At 72.1% G+C, this 13418-nt stretch carries 14 protein-coding genes and 1 other RNA gene; 4 read left to right on the top strand and 11 right to left on the bottom strand.

All coding sequences use genetic code 11. The features are described from left to right. The 7 genes from ACTHJJ_RS12925 to ACTHJJ_RS12895 all read right to left on the bottom strand — a co-directional run. A partial coding sequence (locus ACTHJJ_RS12925) for an amino acid kinase family protein (protein ID WP_440303343.1) occupies positions 1-182 on the bottom strand: 182 nt, incomplete at its 3' end. Positions 183-383: 201 nt separating this feature from the next. Beyond that, a complete protein-coding gene (locus ACTHJJ_RS12920) occupies positions 384-956 on the bottom strand; it encodes a DUF5063 domain-containing protein (RefSeq protein ID WP_440303342.1) in 573 nt (190 codons plus the stop codon). Positions 957-1034: 78 nt separating this feature from the next. Then, positions 1035-1640, bottom strand: coding sequence for a recombination mediator RecR (recR, locus tag ACTHJJ_RS12915; protein ID WP_440303341.1), 606 nt, complete (start codon positions 1638-1640; stop codon positions 1035-1037). 121 nt (positions 1641-1761) lie between these two features. After that, on the bottom strand, positions 1762-2433 hold the full coding sequence (locus ACTHJJ_RS12910; RefSeq protein WP_440303340.1) for a lysophospholipid acyltransferase family protein: 672 nt from the start codon (positions 2431-2433) through the stop codon (positions 1762-1764). 75 nt (positions 2434-2508) lie between these two features. Then, entirely contained in the window at positions 2509-3267 is a 759-nt protein-coding gene (locus ACTHJJ_RS12905) for a class I SAM-dependent methyltransferase (protein WP_440303339.1), read from the bottom strand. A 37-nt stretch (positions 3268-3304) separates the two neighbouring features. Further along, a complete protein-coding gene (locus ACTHJJ_RS12900; RefSeq protein WP_440303338.1) occupies positions 3305-5596 on the bottom strand; it encodes a DNA polymerase III subunit gamma and tau in 2292 nt (763 codons plus the stop codon). A gap of 334 nt (positions 5597-5930) precedes the next feature. Further along, positions 5931-6704 carry an enoyl-CoA hydratase-related protein gene (locus ACTHJJ_RS12895; RefSeq protein ID WP_440303337.1) on the bottom strand — a complete coding sequence of 258 codons (774 nt, stop codon included), beginning with the start codon at positions 6702-6704 and terminating at the stop codon, positions 5931-5933. A 136-nt stretch (positions 6705-6840) separates the two neighbouring features. Here ACTHJJ_RS12895 and ACTHJJ_RS12890 point away from each other — a divergent pair, with 136 nt between their 5' ends. The 3 genes from ACTHJJ_RS12890 to ACTHJJ_RS12880 all read left to right on the top strand — a co-directional run bounded on the left by ACTHJJ_RS12890 (position 6841) and on the right by ACTHJJ_RS12880 (position 9443). Next, a complete protein-coding gene (locus ACTHJJ_RS12890; protein ID WP_440303336.1) occupies positions 6841-7302 on the top strand; it encodes a DUF3817 domain-containing protein in 462 nt (153 codons plus the stop codon). Between the two features lie 84 nt (positions 7303-7386). Beyond that, complete coding sequence (locus ACTHJJ_RS12885; RefSeq protein WP_440303335.1) at positions 7387-8043, top strand: ABC transporter ATP-binding protein; 657 nt, start codon at positions 7387-7389, stop codon at positions 8041-8043. Next, positions 8040-9443: a hypothetical protein gene (locus ACTHJJ_RS12880; protein ID WP_440303334.1), complete on the top strand. Its 1404-nt coding sequence runs from the start codon at positions 8040-8042 to the stop codon at positions 9441-9443. The genes ACTHJJ_RS12885 and ACTHJJ_RS12880 overlap by 4 nt, the downstream gene beginning before the upstream one ends. Before the next feature lie 16 nt (positions 9444-9459). Here ACTHJJ_RS12880 and ACTHJJ_RS12875 read toward each other — a convergent pair whose 3' ends face one another. Beyond that, positions 9460-9621 (bottom strand): hypothetical protein, encoded by a 162-nt coding sequence (locus ACTHJJ_RS12875; RefSeq protein WP_440303333.1) that lies wholly within the window; start codon positions 9619-9621, stop codon positions 9460-9462. Positions 9622-9704: 83 nt separating this feature from the next. Between ACTHJJ_RS12875 and ACTHJJ_RS12870 the strand changes: the two genes are divergently transcribed. Further along, entirely contained in the window at positions 9705-10940 is a 1236-nt protein-coding gene (locus ACTHJJ_RS12870; RefSeq protein WP_440303332.1) for a GNAT family N-acetyltransferase, read from the top strand. Positions 10941-10972: 32 nt separating this feature from the next. Here the strand turns inward: ACTHJJ_RS12870 and ACTHJJ_RS12865 are convergent, their stop codons facing one another. The 3 genes from ACTHJJ_RS12865 to ACTHJJ_RS12855 form a co-directional block, all read right to left on the bottom strand. After that, complete coding sequence (locus ACTHJJ_RS12865) at positions 10973-12217, bottom strand: MFS transporter (RefSeq protein WP_440303331.1); 1245 nt, start codon at positions 12215-12217, stop codon at positions 10973-10975. Positions 12218-12246: 29 nt separating this feature from the next. Beyond that, positions 12247-12343, bottom strand: an RNA gene (gene ffs, locus ACTHJJ_RS12860) — signal recognition particle sRNA small type. 116 nt (positions 12344-12459) lie between these two features. Beyond that, entirely contained in the window at positions 12460-13377 is a 918-nt protein-coding gene (locus ACTHJJ_RS12855; RefSeq protein ID WP_440303330.1) for a carbohydrate ABC transporter permease, read from the bottom strand. Positions 13378-13418: the final 41 nt, after the last annotated feature.

The raw sequence follows: 13418 nt of genomic DNA, 5'->3' as shown, positions 1-13418 counted from the left end.
GGGGCGGGCGTCACCTGCTCGGCGAGGTCGAGCAGGTCGTCGGTGGTGTCCCCCATCGCCGAGACGACGACGCAGACCTTGTTGCCCGCCCGCTGCGTCTCGACGATCCGGCGGGCGACCCGCCTGATCGCCTCGGCGTCGGACACGGACGATCCGCCGTACTTCTGGACGACGAGGCTCACACTGACTCCCGGGACGACTCGACTTGGGCCGTGTCGATTCTAAGGACGCCGCGATCCGGGCGACCCGGCCCGGCCGCGTCCTGAGACGCACCGAGCAGCGGCAAACTCGACGGTTGCCACCATCGGACCGTACTGGTGCCCGGTGTGTCGCGGGAACCGCGCCAGGGAGCGGGAGCCCGCTGTGCGGCATACCAGTCGGGCCTACGGGTGGAGCGCGTCGAACTCCGCCTCGGCGACCTCCTCGACGTCGGCGTCGAGGCGCAGGTGCGACAGCACCGACTGGAGCACGCGCAGGGCGCTCGAGGCGCGGTCGCCCCACGCGGAGAGGTAGCTGAACTGCCACCACCACAGCGCCTCGACCGTGCGGCCGGCGGCGTAGTGCTTGAGCCCGTGCGTCAGCGCGAGCGCGATGTCGGCAAGGTCGTTGCTGATGGCCCCGGAGGTGCGCTCCGCAGAGGTCAGCGGGTCGACGACGTCGGCGTACTCGTCGATCCCGCTGAAGAGGTTCGCAAGGCCGGTGCGGAGCGGGTCGGCGTCCTCGTCGGGGCCGGCGTCGGCCTCGTAGCGCTCCTCGGGCACGACGTCCTCGATGGCGCCCAGCCGCGAGCCCGCGACGAGGATCTGCGACAGGGCGAGCGTCAGGACCGGGATCGCCGTGTCGGGAGAACTGCCGGACGCGACCTCGGTGACGGTCGTGAGATAGGCGCTCGCCTCCTGCGCGGTGAGGTCGGCGAGCTGCGTGAGGTCGTCGGCGGGAGTCGCTTCGGTGGTCATCGGGCCTTCCCCTGTGGGTGTGTGGAGGTTTGCCGCAGAGCGGGATCCGCGGCCATGTTCAGTCTCTCGCGTGCCGGGTCACGCGTCGACCCGGCGCCGGCCCTCGAACGCCCGCCCGAGGGTGACCTCGTCGGCGTACTCGAGGTCGCCACCGACGGGCAGTCCGGAGGCGAGGCGGGTGACCGCGACGTCGGGGGCGGTGGTGCGCAGGAGCCGGCTGAGGTAGGTCGCCGTCGCCTCGCCCTCGAGGTTGGGGTCGGTGGCGATGATGACCTCCTTGACCTCGCCACCGGCGAGCCGCTGCATGAGCTCGCGGACGCGCAGGTCGTCGGGGCCGACGCCGTCGATCGGGCTGATCGCGCCGCCGAGCACGTGGTAGGTGCCGCGGAACTCACGGGTCCGCTCGATCGCGACGACGTCCTTCGGCTCCTCGACCACGCAGATCGCGGAGCGGTCGCGGCGGGGGTCGGCGCAGATCCGGCAGCGCTCACCCTGGGCGACGTTGCCGCACTCCTCGCAGAAGCGGACCTTGGCCTTGACCTCGGTGAGCGCCGTGACGAGCCGGGTCACGTCCTCGGGGTCTGCCTGCAGCAGGTGGAACGCGATCCGCTGGGCGCTCTTCGGGCCCACGCCGGGGAGTCGCCCGAGTTCGTCGATGAGGTCCTGGACCGCGCCTTCGTACACGACCTCACCCTATGTCGTGCAGCCGTCAGGCCCTCGCACCTCTCCCCGCCGACAGCCACCACTGCTCCGCCGACCGGTCACTATCCCTCGGTCGAGCGGTCACAAACTCGCGGTCGCCGGGTCAGTCGGCCGGGTTCGTCGGCACGTGGTTGTAGCCGCCGGCCGGCTCCTGACCGGTGAGCCCGGCGATCGCCGCCATCACGTCGTCGGTGAGCTGGCGCCGTGCCTTGCCGGCGGGCAGATCCTGGTAGGGGCTGATGTCGATGGCCTGCCCGAACTTGACGGTGACCTTGGCGAGCGTCGGGAACCGAGCCCCGATCGGCTGGATCTGGTCCGTCCCGATGAGTCCGACGGGCACTACGGGCACGCCCGCGTTCAGTGCGAGCCATGCGACGCCCGTGTGGCCTCGGTAGAGGCGGCCGTCCCGGGACCGGGTGCCCTCCGGGTAGATCCCGAACGCATCCCCCGCGCGCAGCACCTCGAGACCCTTGTCGAGACTCTCCTGGGCCGCGGTGGCGGAGTGACGGTTGACCGGCACCATGCCGACGGCGTCGAAGAACCCCTTCCGGAGCCAGCCCCCGACACCCGGCGCGGTCCAGTACTCCTCCTTGGCGAGGAACCGGACCTGTCGCGGCGAGGCGAGCGGGATCGCGAAGGAGTCGATGAAGCTCAGGTGGTTGCTGGCGAGGATGACCCCTCCAGTCCGGGGCACGTTCTCGGTCCCGATGATCGCCGGGCGGTAGAGCGCACGGCTCAGCGGGACGAGGACTCCGCGGCCGAGGCTGTAAAGCATGGGGCCACTTTAGGGGTGGACCGCTTCGCAAGCCCGCACCCAGCCACGGTGAGGGCGTGGAGAGGGCGACGTTCGTCACACGCGTCCGGCAACCGCCCATGCGGTGGACCGGATCTCGAACGGCGCTTCGCCCGTCCGTTCACGGCAACGGTCCCGCAGCGCGTCGCGCTTCTGCGGCGTGAGGCTGCGGACATAGTCCCCGGCGGGCCCCACGCCGAGCGTGTTCGGCTCCCACCATTCCTCGAAGGACTGGTAGGCCACGGCCACCTCGAGCTCGGTCTCCTCGATCTGCACGAGGCCGGCCTTGTCGAAGTAGGCTGCAAGCTGGCCCCGGACGGCGCCGGGCAGGGCCTCCTCGCCGGGTGCCCTGCGGTCGAGGTCCAGGGCGGCGAGACGCAGCAGGCTGACCGGCGCCCGCTGCCCGGCGAGGTCCCACACGGTCGCTGCAACGACGCCGCCCGGTTTCGTGACGCGTCGCATCTCGGTCAGGCCGGCCACCGGATCAGGCATGAAGTGGACAACGAGGGAGGCGAGGGTGAGATCGAACTCGCCGTCCTCCCAAGGCAGCTGCGCGGCTGCGGCCTGTCGGACGTCGACCTCCGGCAGCCGCTCCTGCAGCGCCTTCAGGAACGGCGGGGAGGGGTCGGCCGCGTGGACGCGGTCACTGCCGTAGCGATCGACGAGCACTGCGGTGAGCGCACCAGGGCCGCAGCCGACGTCGAGCGCGACCGCCTCAGCAGGCGGCGAGAGCCAGTCGACGAACCTCGCCGCCAGCGGTTCCGAGTAGCGCCCCATGAACCGGCCGTAGGCATCGCCGGCGACATCGAAAGCCATCTCCCGACGGTAGTAGTCGGGGTATGGCGCTGAGAGGCTATTCGTCGAACTCGTGCAGCACCCGGCCGCCGAGGACCTTCTCGATCACCGCTCGACCGGCGTCGGTGGAGACCTCGATGTCCTCGTCGTCGTCGCTCACGGCGGAGTCGTCGGTGAGGGGTCTGCGCACCTCGTCCGCGCCTGAGGAGGCCGGGGCGCCAGCGCGGCGTGCCGCATCGAGCGAGGCTCGAACCGCGTCGGCCCCGGATCGCGTGCCGCGTGGCGCCGGCTGGTTACGAGGCTGCGGGCTGGAGGGCTCCTTGACCGGAGGCGCTTCCGTCACTGCGGTGTTCGAGTCCTGCTGAGGCGCAGTGGCCCCGGCCGAAGGGCCGGTTGCCCAGTCGGGAGGCGGTCCCGTGACGCTGCCCCAGCCGGCGTTGTCCTCCAGGGAGCGCCGTGGCGGCGCGGGCGCGAGTCCCGCATCGGCAATCGCATCGCCACTCGCAGGCGGCGCCGGTGTCGCCGTGCGCGACTCCGGTGCGGCTGCCTGTGGCATCGGGCTGGGCTGCGGGGGTCGTGCCTCCTCGGGGGCCGGCGAGGACGGCGCTGCCGGGGCCGGTTCGGTCTGCCGCGGTGCGGCGGGTCCAGGCCCCTCCGACGCCGAGGCGCCGAACGATGACGCCGGCGGGGAATGGTGGGTGGGCTGCGCCGGGGACGAGTCGGGTGAGTGGACCCCCTCGACGATCACCTCCATCCCGAGCTCGTCGATGAGGGCCTGGCGCACGATCTCGGCGTGGTTGCCCGAGCGGAAGGTGTTGGTCAGCCCCTCCGTGGCGATGCCGAGCGTCAGGATGCGGCCGTCATAACGGACGACCTGGGCATTCTGAGACACGAAGGTCCAGGTGATCCGTCGCATCTGGAAGACGCGGCCGAGCACGTCCGGCCACGCTCGTCGGATGGCATCCGTGTCGAGCCCGCCGGCTCGGCCGGTGGCGGCTGCGGCGGGACGCTCACTCGACGGGGAGGCCGGTGGGGCGGCCGGGGCCGGGCGCTCACTCGACGGAGGAGACACCGGTGGGGCCGCCGGGGCGGGGCGCTCACTCGACGGAGGAGAAACGGGCGCGGCGGCAGGGGCCGAGTGCTCACTGGACGGCGGGAGGGGCCGGGACGAGGGACCGCTCGGGACGCCACCGACCTCCAGCCTGCGCTCGATGCGGTCGAGGCGAGCGGCATACCCCTGCTCTCCGGAGGCGCCGGGGAGCAGGATGCGTGCGCAGATGAGCTCGAGCTGCAGCCGGGGCGAGGTCGCACCGGTCATCTCCGTCAGCCCGGTGTTGACGATGTCGGCGGCTCGAGACAAGGCCCCGGGGCCGAACGCGGCCTGCTGCACCCGCATCCGGTCGAGCTGGTCCTCCGGGACGCCGCGCAGCACCTGGCCGGCGCCCTCCTGGACGGCCGCGACGATGATGAGGTCCCGCAGCCGCTCGAGGAGGTCCTCGACGAACCGCCGCGGGTCGTGGCCGGACTCGATGACCCGGTCGACCTGCCGGAACGTCGCGGCCCCGTCGCCGGCTGCGAGCGCGTCGATCGTCGCGTCGAGCAGCTCGGCGTCGGTGAAGCCGAGCAGCGACACGGCGCCGTCGTAGGTGAGGCCCTCCGGGCCCGAGCCCGCGATGAGCTGGTCGAGAACCGAGAGCGAGTCACGCACCGACCCACCGCCTGCCCGTGACACGAACGACAGGACGCCCGGCTCGACGGCCACGCCCTCCTGCTCGAGCAGCCGCTCCATGTAGGTGATGAGCTTCGCCGGCGGGACGAGCCGGAACGGATAGTGGTGGGTCCGCGACCGGATCGTGCCGATGACCTTCTCGGGCTCGGTCGTCGCGAAGACGAACTTCACGTGCTCCGGCGGCTCCTCGACGATCTTGAGCAGGGCGTTGAAGCCCTGCGGCGTGACCATGTGCGCCTCGTCGATGATGTAGATCTTGAAGCGGCTCTGGGCCGGCCCGTAGCTCGCGCGCTCGCGCAGGTCACGGGCGTCGTCGACGCCGCCGTGGCTCGCCGCGTCGATCTCGATGACGTCGACACTGCCCGGCCCGCCGCGGGCCAGCACCACACACAAATCGCAGTTGCCGCACGGGGTCGGCGTCGGCCCCTGCTCGCAGTTGAGGCAGCGCGCGAGGATGCGCGCGCTCGTCGTCTTGCCGCAGCCGCGCGGGCCGCTGAAGAGATAGGCGTGCCCGACCCGCGCCGTCCGCAGGGCCTGCATGAGCGGCTCCGTGACGTGCTCCTGGCCGATGACGTCGGCGAAGCTCTCGGGCCGGTAGCGGCGGTACAGGGCGGTGGCCATGGCGAAAACCCTAACCGCCAGCACCGACCCTCACCTACGCCGCTCGCTCCCCCTGTGGAGCCGCGACCGGGCGCCGGGTCCCATCCGGCACATCAGCCCCAAAGAAGGAGCGGCACGGGAGCCATCCCCCACGCTGGTCACCTGCCCCGCTCACCGGGGCAGCGGGCCCCCTGCACCGCTGAGCGGGGCAGCGGGCCCCCTGCACCGCTGAGCGGGGCAGCGGGCCCTGGGCACCGCTGAGCGGGGCAGGTCGGGAGGGTGTGAGCGGAGGCCGGCGTTCGTGCGGGTCGACTCAGCGGTATACGTCACCCGTGTGCCGCTGAGAGCTCACCGCTCAGTCCGGCCACTTGGGCTGGCGCTTCTCGAGGAATGCCGCCATGCCCTCCTTGGCGCCGGCGAGCTGCGACGCGGCGGCCATGACTTCGACCGCGATCGTGTAGGCGTCCGTCTCCGGGCGCCCCAGCTGAGCGTGCAGGGTCTGCTTGCCGAGGGCCTTGCTCGCGCGGGAGCCCTTCGTGGCGCGGGCGAGCAGCTCGGCGACGGCTGTGTCGAGGTCGGCGTCGGGCACGACCCGGTTGACCAGGCCCCAGTCGAGCGCGGTCGGCGCGTCGACGACGTCACCGGTGAGGGCCATCTCCATCAGGCGCTTGCGGCCGATGCTCCGGGCGACGGGCACGGCCGGGGTGTGGCAGAACCAGCCGCCCTTGCCGCCGGGGAGCGCGAACCCGGCCGACTCCGCCGCGACGGCGAGGTCGCACGAGGCGACGAGCTGGCAGCCGGCCGCCGTGGCGAGGGCGTGCACGCGAGCGATGACAACCTGGGGAAGGGTCTCGATCGTCTGCATGAGGTCGGTGCAGAGGCGGAGCAGGTCCCGCACGCCGGTGAGGTCCCGGGCCGCGACGTCACCGAAGTCGTGCCCGGCGGAGAACACCGGCCCGTTGGCCGCGAGGACGATGCCGGTCGCATCGGTGGCCGCCGTCTCCCGGAAGGCCTGCAGCAGCTCGGCCAGGTGCTCCTCCGAGAGGGAGTTGCGTCGGGCAGGGCGGTTCATCGTGATCGTCACCGTGTCGCCGTCCCGGCTGACGAGGAGGTGCTCGAAGTCGCTCATGGCTCGACCGTAACCCCCACCTGCCCCGACCGGCCCGGTCGCGGTCTCGCCCTCTTGCGGGATCCGCGATCACCCTCTTCCGTAGGCGTTTGTGACACTGGGGCCACCGACCTTTACGACATCCCGTAGGAGAACCATGTCGCCCCGCACCCTCTATCGCCGCATCGCCCTCGCCGAGGTGGTCTCGTGGGCCTTGCTCCTGCTGGGGATGCTCCTCAAGTACGTGACGAGGACGACGGACCTCGGTGTCCGGATCTTCGGGATGGTGCACGGCATCGTCTTCATCGCGTTCTGCCTGATCACCGTCCTCGTGGCGGTCAACCAGCGGTGGACCGCCCGGCAGGGCCTGTTGGGCCTGGCCAGTGCCGTCCCGCCGTTCCTCACCGTCTGGTTCGAGCGACGTATGGAGCGCGCCGGCGCCCTCGAGGGCGGCTGGCGGCTCGGCCACGCCGAGGCATGTCCCGAGAACGGGGTCGAGCGGGTGCTGCACGTGCTGCTCGCCCGGCCGGCGGTCGCCGTCGCGGTCGGCCTCGTCGCCGTGGCCGCCCTGACGGGCGTGGCCCTCGTCGTCGGTCCGCCGGCCAGCGTCGGCGGCTGACGCGGCACCCGTGACCCGGTCGTGCACCGGGAGGCGGGTCAGCGGCATACGGTGGCATCGCGAGGAACCGGAGCGGGAGGCCACATGACCACGATCACCCTGTTGCGCGGCGAGGTGCGCGCCGACGGCGTCGGCAAGACGATCGACACCACGACGCTCGTCCTGCCCACCACCGTCGCCGCTGACCCCGGGCAGTGCGTCGTCCTGCGCGGCCCCAACGGCTCCGGCAAGACGACCCTCCTGCGGATGGTCGGCGGCCTCCTCGAGCCGACCGTCGGCACCACCACGATCGGCGGCATCACCGCGGACGAACGCAAGCCCGGCATCCGGGCCGCGGTCGCCGCGCTCATCGGCACGCCGACGGCCTACCGCGACCTCACCCTGATCGACCACCTCGTCCTCGTCGACTCGACGTGGGGCGGCGACCCGAACACCTCCGACGAGCGCGGCCTCGCCCTGATGGCCCGGCTCGGGATCGACCACCTGCACGACCGGTTCCCGCACGAGCTGAGCTCGGGGCAGGAGCAGCTGTTCCGGCTCGCGCTCACGTTCTCGCGGCCGAGCTCCGTGCTGCTGCTCGACGAGCCGGAGCAGCGCCTCGACACGACCAAGCGCGGCACCGTCACCGAGCTGATCCGCCAGCGGGCGGCGGAGGGGGCGACCGTCGTGATGGCCTGCCACGACCCCGAGATGACCGAGGCCCTCGCCCACCGCGTCGTCGACGTCGCGCCGGCGCGATGAAAGCCGCCCACCCGGCTGCCCTCGAGGTCGACGACCACGAGCTCGTCGGCCAGGCCGACTGGGTCATCGGCGGCGACGCCGGGCGGAAAGGCCGCCGCCAGGCCTGGTATGCCGGGTACGTCGCCTTCCTCGGCGCACTCGCCTACGGGTTCCCCGTGGTCCAGGCCGTCGTCAAGACCGCGGACCCGGTGGCTCTGCGAGCCCAGCTCGAGACCCCGCTCGCCTTCGGGGTGCTTGCCGCCGCGATCGTCGCGATCCTCCTGTCGATGCTCGTCGCCGGCGCCTATCGCGGTCCGGTCGTCCCTCCGCTGCCATGGATCGACCACGTCGTCACGGCCCCCATCGACCGGGCCGTCGCCGTCGGGCGCTGGTGGCGCCTCCCGCTCGGGCTGTGCGTCTTCCTCGGCGCCCTCGCGGGGGTGACCGTTGGCGCGGGGGTGGCGTTCGCCGGCATGACGTCCTGGTATGCCGCTGCACTCATCACGCTCGCCGGTGCCGTCCTCGGCTGGCTGGGCGCGTCCCTGTGGCTGTGGGGGCAGGTGCGCTCGTGGCCCGGGGCCGGGCGTGGTCTCGCCACGTTGTTCCGGGGCCGGACCGCCCTGCGGGACCTGCACATCGAGGTGCTGCGACGCCACGCGGCCAACAGCTCGACGATCGGCGGGTCCGTGCTCGCCGGCAACCTCCGCACCGCGAAACTGCAGCTGGCCCGGCCCATCCGGCACGGCCGAGGCGCACGGCTGCGGCCCGGCGGGCCAACCTCCGTCATCGTCCGCCGGGACCTGCTCGGGCTCCGTCGGCTCCCGTCGACGTTCTGGACCGGCCTGGGCTTCAGCGCCATTGGTGCCGTGGTCATCTCGTGGGCGCTGACCCACCCCGTCGCACCGGCGGTGGCACTGACAGTGGGTCTGGTGCCGGCCTACTTCGGCTTCGGGGCATGGGCCGAGGGACTGCGCCTACAGGCGGACACGATCGGGACACCTCCCCTCCTCGGGATCCCGCCGCGCACCGAGTCGGTCGCCCATCTCGTGGTGCCGTGCGCACTGACCCTCGTGGCGCTCGGCGGCGGGCTCGCCGTTGCGGCCGTCGTCGTCGGATCGGTGTCCGCCGGCGCCGTCGGTCTGGTGGTCGTGCTCGTCGCCGTGCTGGCGGGTGGCCACCTGCTCGCGGCGTTCCGCGGCTCGCCGCCGCGGTCGATGTTCCGGGCCGACTCCTCCGGCCCGGCCATCCTCATCGGCTGGTACGTCCTGCCCGGGCTCGCCGTCCTCGTCCACGGCACCGTCGGGTTCGTCCTGGCCCGAGCCGCCGTCACCGGCCTGTTCTGGGCAGGACTGCTCGCGGCGGTCCTCGTCGGGTGGGGCCTCGGCCGGGGGCAGCGCCTCAGCGAGGAGCACCGCGTCTGACGGTCACGTCCCTCGCTCAGGAACCCCTGAAGAACCGTAGATAGAACGCCCCGAACACCAGGACGATCCCGACGTTCGCCATCAGCCGCGGCCAGAAGCGGTCCTGGAAGAACAGGATGTCCACCGCGATCACGACGACAACCATCACGGCCGCGTAGATCAAGCCTGACCTTGCCATGCCCTCTTCATACCTCGGATGGCTATGAGGCGGCACGTCGACCGCGGCGGAGCCCGCAGTCCGCCTCCGCTAGCGTCACGGGCATGACGGAGCTGCGTGTCCGCGACGTGACCGAGGCCGACCTGCCGGCGATCCTGCGCATCCGGGCCCGCTCGTTCGGACCGCTCCCGGACGGTGGCGACCGCTGGTGGCGGCGCGTGGCCGACGAGACGCTCGGTGGCCGGATGCTCGCCGTGGTCGACGGGGACGACCGGGTGCTCGCCTCCGGGCGGGCGCGCCCGTTCGAGCAGGTATGGGGCGGACGCCACCAGCCGATGGGCGGCGTGGCCGGGGTCTACGTCGACCCGGTGGCGCGCGGTCGCGGGGTGGCCTCGCTCCTCATGCGCGGCCTCCTCGCCCGGATGGCCGAGCTCGGCGACGCCATCTCCTGCCTCTTCCCCACCGCACCCGGGCTGTACCGAGGCGTGGGCTACGAGTTCGGTGGGCCGCTCCCCCGCTTCACGTATGCCGCCCAGGACCTCCGCGGCCTCCGCTCGCTCTCGGGTGGGTTGCGCCCCCGACCGGCCGGACCCGACGACGCGGAGCTACTCCACGCCCTCATGCGGACCGAGCAGGAACGAGGCCGCGTGAGCGGGCCGCGTCTGCCCGGTCCCGAGTCGTGGCGGGTGCAGCTCGCCGACGACGAGACGATCGCCAACGTCCACGACGGGCGGGGCAGCGGGCCAAGAGGATTCGTGACCTACTCCCTCGCGGACGAGACGCTCAAGGTCGACGACCTCGTGGCGGACAACGGGGAGGCCGCGGCGGCACTGTGGTCGGTGGTCGGCTCCGGGTCATCCGCCGCGCCGACCGTGCAGGCCCACCTCGACCCGCGAGACCCGGTCGCGCTCATTGCCGGGGCCGAGGCGAAGCACGACGTGGAGCAGCACCTGTGGATGCTGCGGATCATCGACCTGCCCCGCGCCGTCGCTGCCCGGGGCTTCTCACCGGCGCTCGCGACCACGGTCCACCTCGCCGTCGACGACCCGGACCTGCCGGCCAACTCCGGGACCTGGCGGCTCGAGGTCTCGGGCGGGTCGGCCCGCGCGACGCCCGTCGAGAGGCCGCTCCCCGCGGAAGGGCCGCTTTCGGTTGAAGGGCCCGTTGCCGTCGACAGGCCGCCGGCCCGACTGGGCCCACGCGGGCTCGCTGCCCTCTGGTGCGGGTGGCCGATGCCCAGGCTGCGCCAGGCCGGCCTCGTCACGGGAGGCAACCCCGAGGACGACTGCGCGCTTGACGCGGTCTTCAGCGGCGCGCCATACATGACCGAGTACTTCTGAGCGACGCGCCTCTCCCCGCCCTCCGGTTCAGCTCACGGGGCTGGCGTGCGCCGGTCGTGGCGCACGGCCGGCACGAGGAGCAGGGCGATGACTGCCATCGCGCCGACGACGAGGAGCGAGTGGAGCACACCGACGTGGTCGCCGAGGAAGCCGAGCAGGGGCGGTCCGCCGAGGAAGGCGCTGTAGCCGATCGTGGACACGACACTCATGCGCGCGGCCGCCCGGCGCGGGTCGTCGGCCGCGGCGCTCATCCCGACCGGGAAGCCGAGGCTCGCGCCGACACCCCATACGGCCGCGCCGACGAAGGCCAGGGCGGGTCCGCCGAAGACGACGAGGACGCACCCGGCGACCGCGGCCACGAAGAGGACACGCAGCACCGGAATCCGTCCGTAGGCGTCGAGCAGGCGCGTCCCGACGACCCGGCCCACCGTCATGAAGGTGAGGAACACGGCGAAGCCGAGCACCCCCGCCCAGCGCGGCAGGTCATAGCCGTCCGCGAAGGCGACCGCGACCCAGTCGTTCGCGGTGCCCTCCGTGAAGGCCGCCGCGAACACCACGGCACCGATGAGCCAGGTCCTCGGCTCTCGCCAGGCCGCTCCGATGCCCGCCTTCGCCGGTTCCCGAGAGCCAGATCCGGGGTCTCGGTCGGGCGCGACCGACTCCTCGTCGGACTGCTCGGCAGTCCGCGGCAGGAAGGTGCGGAGGAACCACGGCACCACGGCGACGAGGAGGAGGGCGACGCCGGCGAGGTGGGGCCCGACCGGTACGTGCAGGCCGGAGAGGAGGGCGCCGACGAGCGCGGACAGCACGGTTCCGCCGCTGAACATGGCGTGGAAATGGGGCATGATCGACCGGCCGAGCAGCCGCTCCACGGAGGCACCCTCGAGGTTCATCCCGACGTCGAAGACGCCCACGCCGAGCCCGGTGACGAACAGCGCCCCCATCACGACGGCCCGGTTTCCGAGCACGCTCACGCCGGCCCCGATGAGGAGCAGGCCGGCGGCCAGCACGAGCCCGGCGCCCAATACCGTCCGGGCCGCCCCGAACCGGTGGACGAACCAGCCGGACAGGGGCAGCCCCAGCACCGAGCCGAGCGACAGGGCGAGCAACGTGACGCCGAGCTGGCCGGCGGTCAGGCCCAGGCTGTGCTTGATGTCGGGGACGCGGGAGGCGAAGGCGGCGAGGGCGGCGCCGTTGACCGCGAACGCCGTGAAGACGGCCCGCCGGGCCACAGCCGCTCCCGGCGGGGCAGGGACTCCGGGATCACGATGGACCACGGCACCCACCTCACAGCGACGAGACGAAACGAAAGGACACCCCACGTACCTGGAAGAGCTCTCCTACCCTTGCTGCGTTCCCGCCCTGGGGGAGTTCGGAGAGGTACCACCACGTGGGGTGCCGGGCGCCAGTGTATGACGTCGGGCCCGGACCGCACGAATCGATCCCCGGGTGCGTCCCCGAGGTCGGTTGTGGGAACCCAGCCGCGGCTCGACCACCGGACCCGCGAAGCGGGGACGGGCTACGTGACGGAGCCGCTCATCAGGCCGCCGACGAAGTACTTCCCGAGGATGACGTAGACCAGCAGTGTCGGCAGCGACGCGAGCAGGACTCCGGCCATGATCGACGGGTAGTCCGGGTTCTGGCCGCCGGCGAGCTCGTTGAGCACGTAGGTGACCGGCCCGTTGTTGCGGTTCGTCAGGAACAGCGCGAAGAGGAAGTCGTTCCACGCCGAGGTGAACTGCCAGATCATCGCCACGACGAACGCCGGTGCCGAGATCGGCAGCACGATCGACCGGAAGGTCCGCAGCGTGCCGGCGCCGTCGACCTTGGCGGCCTCGAGGATCTCGGTCGGCACGGCCGTCGCGTAGTAGTTGCGGAAGATCAGGCAGCAGATCGGGATGCCGTAGATGACGTGGACGATGATCAGCTTCCAGATCCCGTCGAACCACGACATGCCGGGCATCGACTGGATCTGGATCAGCATGCCCTGCAGGGGGATGAGGATCGCCTGGTAGGGGATGAACATCCCGAACAGGAACAGCGTGAAGACCAGCGTCGCGCCACGGAACCGCCACTTGGCGAAGACGAACCCGTTGAGCGAGCCGAGCATCGCGGACAGGACGGCGACGGAGACGGCCAGCACGACCGAGCGCCACAGCGGCGGGGCCAGCGCCGACCACGCGGCCTTCCACCCCGCGACCGACCACACGGACGGCAGCGTCCAGGCATCGCTGGCGGTGACCTGCCCGCTCGTCTTGAAGCTCGTCACGAGCAGGACGTAGAGCGGGATGAAGATGAGGATGACGAAGGCGAGCAGCAGCGCGTAGCGGGCCGTCCTGCCGAGCGCCGTCCCCTCGGTGCCGGGTGCCCGACCGGTGCTCCTCCGCTTCGGGATGACCTCGGCGACGGGGACCGGCTCGGTCGTCGTGGCGGTCATCCGCGCACCTCCTTCTCCGTCTTGTTCGTGTAGATGAGGTA

The sequence above is a fragment of the Intrasporangium sp. genome (assembly GCF_051961875.1).
Taxonomy (GTDB): Bacteria; Actinomycetota; Actinomycetes; order Actinomycetales; family Dermatophilaceae; genus Intrasporangium_A.
Note: the sequence above shows the minus strand (reverse complement) of the source record. Positions and strands in the feature narration are given on the sequence as shown.

Coding starts and splice junctions, on each gene's coding strand:
- ACTHJJ_RS12885 (WP_440303335.1), top strand. CDS start 7,387: ATGACCACGATCACCCTGTTGCGCGGCGAGGTGCGCGCCGACGGCGTC.
- ACTHJJ_RS12920 (WP_440303342.1), bottom strand. CDS start 956: ATGACCACCGAAGCGACTCCCGCCGACGACCTCACGCAGCTCGCCGAC.
- ACTHJJ_RS12890 (WP_440303336.1), top strand. CDS start 6,841: ATGTCGCCCCGCACCCTCTATCGCCGCATCGCCCTCGCCGAGGTGGTC.
- ACTHJJ_RS12895 (WP_440303337.1), bottom strand. CDS start 6,704: ATGAGCGACTTCGAGCACCTCCTCGTCAGCCGGGACGGCGACACGGTG.
- ACTHJJ_RS12875 (WP_440303333.1), bottom strand. CDS start 9,621: ATGGCAAGGTCAGGCTTGATCTACGCGGCCGTGATGGTTGTCGTCGTG.
- ACTHJJ_RS12905 (WP_440303339.1), bottom strand. CDS start 3,267: ATGGCTTTCGATGTCGCCGGCGATGCCTACGGCCGGTTCATGGGGCGC.
- ACTHJJ_RS12910 (WP_440303340.1), bottom strand. CDS start 2,433: ATGCTTTACAGCCTCGGCCGCGGAGTCCTCGTCCCGCTGAGCCGTGCG.
- ACTHJJ_RS12870 (WP_440303332.1), top strand. CDS start 9,705: ATGACGGAGCTGCGTGTCCGCGACGTGACCGAGGCCGACCTGCCGGCG.
- ACTHJJ_RS12880 (WP_440303334.1), top strand. CDS start 8,040: ATGAAAGCCGCCCACCCGGCTGCCCTCGAGGTCGACGACCACGAGCTC.
- ACTHJJ_RS12855 (WP_440303330.1), bottom strand. CDS start 13,377: ATGACCGCCACGACGACCGAGCCGGTCCCCGTCGCCGAGGTCATCCCG.
- ACTHJJ_RS12900 (WP_440303338.1), bottom strand. CDS start 5,596: ATGGCCACCGCCCTGTACCGCCGCTACCGGCCCGAGAGCTTCGCCGAC.